General features: G+C 53.5%; 9 protein-coding genes. 8 read left to right on the forward strand and 1 reads right to left on the reverse strand.

Features of this window, described 5'->3' with window-relative positions; all coding sequences use genetic code 11:
* Positions 1-30 precede the first annotated feature (30 nt).
* Positions 31-201 carry a hypothetical protein gene (locus JO226_RS17465; protein ID WP_293607029.1) on the forward strand — a complete coding sequence of 57 codons (171 nt, stop codon included), beginning with the start codon at positions 31-33 and terminating at the stop codon, positions 199-201.
* Positions 202-743: 542 nt separating this feature from the next.
* On the opposite strand, the gene nadE is transcribed toward JO226_RS17465, so the two are convergent.
* Entirely contained in the window at positions 744-1571 is an 828-nt protein-coding gene (nadE, locus tag JO226_RS17470; RefSeq protein WP_293607030.1) for an ammonia-dependent NAD(+) synthetase, read from the reverse strand.
* A 180-nt stretch (positions 1572-1751) separates the two neighbouring features.
* Here nadE and osmE point away from each other — a divergent pair, with 180 nt between their 5' ends.
* The 7 genes from osmE to JO226_RS17505 all read left to right on the forward strand — a co-directional run.
* Positions 1752-2090: an osmotically-inducible lipoprotein OsmE gene (osmE, locus tag JO226_RS17475; protein WP_293607031.1), complete on the forward strand. Its 339-nt coding sequence runs from the start codon at positions 1752-1754 to the stop codon at positions 2088-2090.
* Positions 2091-2418: 328 nt separating this feature from the next.
* Positions 2419-2739 (forward strand): PTS N,N'-diacetylchitobiose transporter subunit IIB, encoded by a 321-nt coding sequence (chbB, locus tag JO226_RS17480; protein ID WP_013366533.1) that lies wholly within the window; start codon positions 2419-2421, stop codon positions 2737-2739.
* A gap of 82 nt (positions 2740-2821) precedes the next feature.
* Positions 2822-4180, forward strand: coding sequence for a PTS N,N'-diacetylchitobiose transporter subunit IIC (chbC, locus tag JO226_RS17485; protein WP_293607032.1), 1359 nt, complete (start codon positions 2822-2824; stop codon positions 4178-4180).
* Between the two features lie 54 nt (positions 4181-4234).
* Positions 4235-4582 carry a PTS N,N'-diacetylchitobiose transporter subunit IIA gene (chbA, locus tag JO226_RS17490; RefSeq protein ID WP_293607033.1) on the forward strand — a complete coding sequence of 116 codons (348 nt, stop codon included), beginning with the start codon at positions 4235-4237 and terminating at the stop codon, positions 4580-4582.
* A 15-nt stretch (positions 4583-4597) separates the two neighbouring features.
* A complete protein-coding gene (chbR, locus tag JO226_RS17495; RefSeq protein ID WP_293607034.1) occupies positions 4598-5437 on the forward strand; it encodes a transcriptional regulator ChbR in 840 nt (279 codons plus the stop codon).
* Positions 5438-5538: 101 nt separating this feature from the next.
* Positions 5539-6885 (forward strand): 6-phospho-beta-glucosidase, encoded by a 1347-nt coding sequence (locus JO226_RS17500; RefSeq protein WP_293607035.1) that lies wholly within the window; start codon positions 5539-5541, stop codon positions 6883-6885.
* 12 nt (positions 6886-6897) lie between these two features.
* Positions 6898-7281 (forward strand): ChbG/HpnK family deacetylase (locus JO226_RS17505; RefSeq protein WP_293607036.1); only part of this gene is annotated, 384 nt, incomplete at its 3' end.

Below are 7281 nucleotides of genomic sequence, written 5' to 3' on the forward strand. Positions count from 1 at the left end.
TGTAACATTTCACACGGAGCCGGAAAATCAGTGAGTAAGAGACCCCCTAAGAAAACGGCGCAACCGAAGGCCGTTGCGGCACAGAAAACCTCCGACGCCGCCGTCACAGCGGCGTTTGGGTTTGAAGAGATGCTCGGCGAACTGGAAGCTATCATTGCCGAAGCCGAAGTCAGACTGGCGCAGGAAGCCGCGCTGGCATGATGAAATAGACCCCGGCAAGCCTTAATGCCACTCAGTTAAGCATAATAATGAATTTTTATTCATTATTATGCTTTAAAGACCCCCTTTGAAAAAAGAGTGGAACCGTTCCGTTCACTTTTCCTCCTCCTCTTCCTGTCAATTTCTCTGCGGTGAACGTGTCAAGGGCGCTCGCCGCCGCGCCCTTAACAATCCCGGCTCCTCCGGCTTCTTCTTCGCCTGAACGGGGCGCGGGTGTTGAGTCCCCGCTGAAATCGGCGAACCGGAGACCGGATGACAAGGTCTGGACGCCAGGGAAGGCGGCCAGAGGCGACATGAGACAGGACGTCGAATGGAGCCGACCGCGGGCAGATGGTCGGGAGGTGAGCGTAGTGCGAAGCACCGATTTCGCTGCGGGGCCACGGGGATTGACAAGGGGGCCGTGGTGGCCCCTTTGTCCCGTTCACAGGATGGGAATTATCAGAATTAGACCGGCCATACAGTGAACGGAATGACCCACAGAGCTTAACTGACAAGCATTACAGCGCAGGCCAGGGCTGTGATGCTTAGCGTTTCCAGAAATCGTCGAACACGGTGATCGGCGGGCGACGCTTGTGCTCGGTTTTCAGATACCAGTTCTCGATGATTTTCGCTGTACCGGCATCCAGCGTTTTCCCTTCAAGATAGTCATCAATATTCTCGTAGGTTACGCCCAGCGCGGCTTCATCCGGCAGGGAGGGGCGGTCGTCTTCCAGATCGGCCGTCGGCGCCTTCTGGTAGAGATGCTCAGGGCAGCCCAGGTGCGCCAGCAACTGTTTGCCCTGACGTTTGTTCAGGCGGAACAGCGGGTTGATATCGGTGCCGCCGTCGCCGTATTTGGTGAAAAAGCCGGTCAGCGCTTCTGCCGCGTGATCGGTTCCCACCACCACGCCTTTGGTCATACCGGCGATGCTGTACTGCGCTTTCATACGTTCACGGGCTTTTTCGTTGCCGCGCACAAAGTCGCTGAGCTCAATCCCGGCCTCACGCAGCGCCTGCTCGCTTGCCAGCACTGCGCCTTTAATATTGACCGTGAGGACGCGGTCCGGCTGGATAAAGCTGATGGCGTCCTGGCAATCCTGTTCGTCGGCCTGCAAGCCGTACGGCAAGCGCACGGCGATAAACTGCAGCGTCTGGTCGCCGGTTTCGTCGCGCAGCTCGCGGATGGCCATCTGGCACAGTTTGCCTGCCAGCGTGGAATCCTGACCGCCGCTAATCCCCAGCACCAGCGACTTTATAAAGGGATACGTGCTCAGGTACGACTTCAAAAAGTCTACGCTGCGGCGAATCTCCTGGTCGGCGTCAATCTGCGGCTTTACGCCGAGCGCCGCGATAATCTCTTGTTGCAGAGCCATTTACCCTTCTCCCCATAATAGTGATTCGCTAAAACTACCTCTTTGGCGATAAAACGACAAGGATCACAGTTTTAACTGCGGCAAATGACGGCGCTTTTGCGCCGGGTAACCGTGGTATGGTTGAAAAATAGCACTATTTATTCCAGGCTTATGACACGCTAATAAAAAAGAGGATGGGTTATGAACAAGCATGTCGCCGGATTTTTAGGTATCACAGCAGTATTAACGTTAGTGGCAGGGTGTACGGCCTACGATCGGACAAAAGATCAGTTCACCCAGCCAGTGGTAAAAGATGTGAAGAAAGGGATGTCGCGTCAGCAGGTAGCGCAGATTGCCGGTAAACCGGCCTCCGAAATAACGATGATCCATGCGCGCGGCACCTGCCAGACCTATATCCTCGGTCAACGGGATGGTAAAGTAGAGACCTACTTTGTCGCGTTAGACGAAACCGGACGGGTGATTAACTCCGGCTACCAGACCTGCGCCGAGTACGATACCGACCCGCGAGCAGCGAAGTAGCAGCCCGCACCTTTGCCTGATATCTACGAAGACCCGGCCCAGTCGCCGGGTTTTTTTATGATGGTCAGCGCTTATTTAATTGCGCGAATTATTCGTCAAAGTGTGAAGGTAGTCATAACCGAAGGTCAATGAGAGACAATTTGAGTCTACCAGGAATTATCCACCTCCAGCGGGATGCCGTATACTCATCCCATAAACACAAAGTAACAAATGGTTACGGTTGTTCCCCAGCACGAAGGTGAATACGCATCAGTACCGCGATACGTAGAAAGGATGATCGTCCTGAAGGCTGAAATGCTGGCAGAAATGACAAATTGAGGAAGCGTATATGGAAAAGAAACACATCTATCTGTTCTGTTCTGCTGGAATGTCAACATCACTGCTGGTATCTAAAATGCGAGCACAGGCCGAGAAATATGAAGTTCCGGTGGTGATTGAGGCATTCCCGGAAACGCTGGCCGGTGAAAAAGGCCAGAATGCCGATGTGGTATTACTCGGCCCACAAATTGCTTATATGTTGCCAGAGATTCAGCGCCTGCTGCCGAATAAGCCGGTAGAGGTTATTGACTCCATTCTGTATGGTAAAGTAGATGGTTTAGGTGTACTTAAAGCCGCCGTTGCATCAATTAAGAAAGCAGCAGCGCAATAATTTGTTGTAATTTTCCCGTCAAAGAGTTATTTCACATACAATCGCCGTAATATTTTATTACGGCCTTTAAGGGTATTTTTCTATGAGTAGATTTATCAGTTCACTTGAAAAGGTACTCCTTCCTTTTGCTGTTAAAATAGGAAAGCAGCCTCACGTTAATGCGATTAAAAACGGCTTTATTAAGCTGATGCCATTGACCCTCGCAGGGGCAATGTTCGTCTTAATCAACAACGTATTTCTGAGCTTTGGCGACGGCTCGTTCTTCTATTCCCTTGGAGTTCGTTTAGACCCCTCAACCATTGAAACCCTGAATGGTTTTAAAGCCATCGGTGGCAACGTGTACAACGGTACGTTGGGCATTATGTCACTGATGGCGCCTTTTTTTATTGGCATGGCGTTGGCGGAGGAACGTAAAGTGGATCCGCTGGCGGCAGGATTATTGTCCGTCGCGGCCTTTATGACCGTGACCCCGTACAGCGTGGGCGAAGCCTATGCGGTAGGTGCAAACTGGCTGGGCGGTCAGAACATTATTTCCGGTATGCTTATCGGCCTGGTGGTGGCGGAGCTGTTCACGTTCGTCGTGCGCCGCAACTGGGTGATTACGCTGCCTGATAGCGTGCCGTCCTCGGTATCGCGCTCCTTCTCGGCGTTAATTCCCGGTTTCCTGATCCTGTCCGTGTTCGGCATTATCTCCTGGATGCTGACCCACTGGCAGACCAACTTCCACCAGATAATCATGGACTCTATCTCCACGCCGCTGGCGGCAATGGGGAGCGTCGTGGGCTGGGCGTACGTTATCTTCAACTCCCTGCTGTGGTTCTTCGGCGTGCATGGCTCGCTGGCGCTGACGGCGCTGGACAACGGCATCATGACGCCGTGGGCGCTGGAAAACATCGCGCTGTACAACCAGTACGGTTCTGTCGATGCCGCGATTGCAGCGGGCAAACAGTTCCACTTCTGGGCGAAACCGATGCTCGACTCCTACATCCTGCTGGGCGGTTCCGGTGCGACCCTGGGGCTGATTATCGCCATCTTTATCGCCTCCCGCCGTGCGGATCACCGTCAGGTGGCGAAACTGGCGCTGCCGTCAGGCATCTTCCAGATTAACGAGCCGATTCTGTTTGGTCTGCCGATTATCATGAACCCGGTGATGTTCATCCCGTTCATTCTGGTGCAGCCGATTCTGGCGGCGATCACCCTGGCCGCTTACTCGATGGGCATTATCCCCCCGGTGACCAACCTGGCGCCGTGGACGATGCCGACCGGTCTGGGCGCCTTCTTTAACAGTAACGGCAGCATCGCAGCACTCTGCGTCGCGCTGTTCAACCTGATGATAGCGACCGTGGTTTACCTGCCTTTTGTGGTGATTTCGAACAAAGCGCAGAGCACCATTGAGCAAGAAGAAAGCGAAGAAGACATCGCCAATTCACTGAAATTCTAACAGTAGCGCGGTACGGGACGCGCTCCCGTACCGCCCGCGTAGTGAGGAAATCTTATGTTCAGTCTGGAAAATATCGTCGCTGACGACGTCAAGGAAAACGACCTTGAAGAAGTGGTTATGGGGTTAATCATCAACTCCGGACAGGCGCGCAGCCTGGCCTATACCGCGCTGAAGCAGGCCAAACAGGGCGACTTCGAGACCGCGAAAACCACCATGGAGCAGTCCCGCATCGCGCTGAGTGAAGCGCATCGCGTCCAGACGCAGCTTATCGAAAGCGACGAAGGTGAAGGGAAAATGAAGGTGAGTCTGGTGCTGGTCCATGCGCAAGATCACCTTATGACCTCGATGCTGGCTCGTGAGCTGGTCGCCGAATTGATTGAGCTTCACGAGAAGGTACAATAACAGGCTGATACCACGATGAGGCAACCAAAGATGACGACCACGGAAATCAGTACCGCGCTTGAACAACAGTTGTTTAACGGTAAGGATTTTCATGTCTTCATCTACAACAAAACGGAAAGCATCAGCGGGTTGCACCAGCACGACTACTACGAGTTCACGCTCGTACTGACCGGGCGCTATTATCAGGAGATTAATGGCAAACGGGTGATGCTGGAGCGCGGGAATTTTGTCTTTATCCCGATGGGGTCGCACCACCAGAGCTTTTATGAGTTCGGTGCCACCCGAATCCTCAACGTCGGCATCAGTAAGCGTTTCTTCGAGAAACACTACCAGCCGTTACTGCCCGGGGTGTTGGTTGCATCACAGGTCTATTCAGTCAAAAGTACCTTTCTCAGCTATATCGAATCGGTTGTTGCATCGCTGAATTTTCGTGAAAACGAATTTGATGAATTTATTGAAGTCGTCTCGTTTTATGTCATTAACCGCCTGCGTCATTACCGTGAAGAGCAGGTGCAGGATGTGACGCCGCAATGGTTAAAAGTCACTGTGGAATCGATGCACGATAAAAATAAGTTTGGCGAAAATGCGTTGGAAAACATGGTGGACCTTTCCGGGAAGTCGCAGGAATATTTAACCCGGGCCACCCAGCGTTTTTACAGTAAAACGCCAATGCAGATTATTAATGATATCCGCATTAACTTCGCCATGAAGCAACTGGAAATTACGAACTACTCGGTGACGGATATTGCTTACGAATCAGGTTACAGCAGTCCCAGTCTGTTTATTAAGACCTTTAAAAAGCTGACCTCATTTACGCCAAGCAATTATCGCAAACAGCTCACCAGTATTAATTAACTCCGTACGGCCAGACCGTACGCACCGAATTACATTTAGCTATCCACGCGTACGTGGAGAGGCACCCACACATCGTTTGTGGAGCCCCAAGGGAGAACATTATGAGCCAGAAATTAAAAGTCGTTACGATTGGCGGCGGCAGCAGCTATACCCCGGAATTACTCGAAGGCTTTATCAAGCGTTACCATGAACTGCCGGTAACGGAGCTGTGGCTGGTTGACGTGGAAGCGGGCCAGGAAAAACTGGATATCATTCACGCCCTTTGCGTGCGGATGGTGGAAAAAGCGGGCGTACCGATGAAGGTCTTTAAAACCCTGAACCGTCGCGACGCGTTGCAGGGCGCCGACTTTGTCACCACCCAGCTGCGCGTGGGCCAGTTGAAGGCCCGTGAAAAAGACGAGCGCATTCCGTTAAGCCACGGCTATCTCGGTCAGGAGACCAACGGCGCGGGCGGCCTGTTCAAAGGGCTGCGCACCATTCCGGTCATTTTCGACATCATCAACGATGTCCAGGAAATTTGCCCGAACGCGTGGGTGATTAACTTCACCAACCCGGCCGGTATGGTCACCGAAGCGGTGTACCGTCACACCGGTTTTAAGCGCTTCATCGGCGTGTGCAATATTCCGGTCGGCATGAAGATGTTCATCACCGACGTGCTGAAGCTGACGGCACAGGACTCGCTGTCTATCGACCTGTTCGGCCTCAACCACATGGTGTTTATCCGTGATGTGCTGGTCAACGGCGAATCCCGTTTTGCCGAACTGCTGGACGGCGTGGCCTCCGGTACGCTAACCGCCAACAGCGTGAAAAACATCTTCGACCTGCCGTTTAGCGAAGGGCTTATCCGCTCGCTGAACCTGCTGCCGTGCTCGTATCTGCTGTACTACTTCAAGCAAAAAGAGATGTTGGCTATCGAAATGGGCGAATACTACAAGGGCGGCGCGCGCGCCCAGGTGGTGCAGAAGGTCGAAAAACAGCTGTTCGATCTGTATAAAAACCCGGACCTGAACGTGAAGCCGAAAGAGCTGGAACAGCGCGGCGGGGCGTACTACTCCGATGCCGCCTGCGAGGTGATTAACGCTATCTACAACGATAAGCAGACCGAGCATTACGTTAACGTGCCGCATCACGGGCATATCGACAACATCCCGGCCGACTGGGCGGTAGAGATGACCTGCCTGCTGGGGCGGGAGGGGGCGAAACCGCATCCGCGTCTGACGCATTTTGATGATAAAGTGCTGGGGCTTATCCATACCATTAAAGGCTTTGAAATCGCGGCGAGCCACGCGGCCATCAGCGGCGAGTTCAATGATGTCCTGCTGGCGCTGAACCTGAGCCCGCTGATTCACTCCGACCGCGATGCCGAAGTGCTGGCGCGTGAGCTTATCCTGGCGCACGAGAAGTGGCTGCCGAACTTTGCCGCCACCGTGGAAAAACTCAAGCAGTAACAGGAGTTGCAGATGGAACGTGTGTTAATCGTCAATGCCGATGACTTTGGCCTGAGCAAAGGCCAAAACTACGGGATTGTGGAAGCCTGTAAGAACGGACTTGTAACCTCGACAACGGCGCTGGTCAACGGAGCAAGGATTGACCACGCTGCGCAACTGAGCCGCGGTTTGCCGACGCTGGCGGTGGGGATGCACTTTGTCCTCACCCTGGGCATACCGCTTTCCGCCATGCCGGGACTGACCCGCGAGGGCAAGCTCGGCAAGTGGATTTGGCAGATGGCGGAGGAAAATACGCTGCCGCTGGAGGAAATCGCCCGCGAACTGGACTGCCAGTATCACCGCTTTGTCGACCTGTTTGGCCGCGAACCGACCCATATCGACAGCCACCATCACGTG

The sequence above is a fragment of the Pluralibacter sp. genome, assembly GCF_019237635.1.
In the GTDB taxonomy this organism is placed as follows: Bacteria; Pseudomonadota; Gammaproteobacteria; order Enterobacterales; family Enterobacteriaceae; genus Enterobacter_B.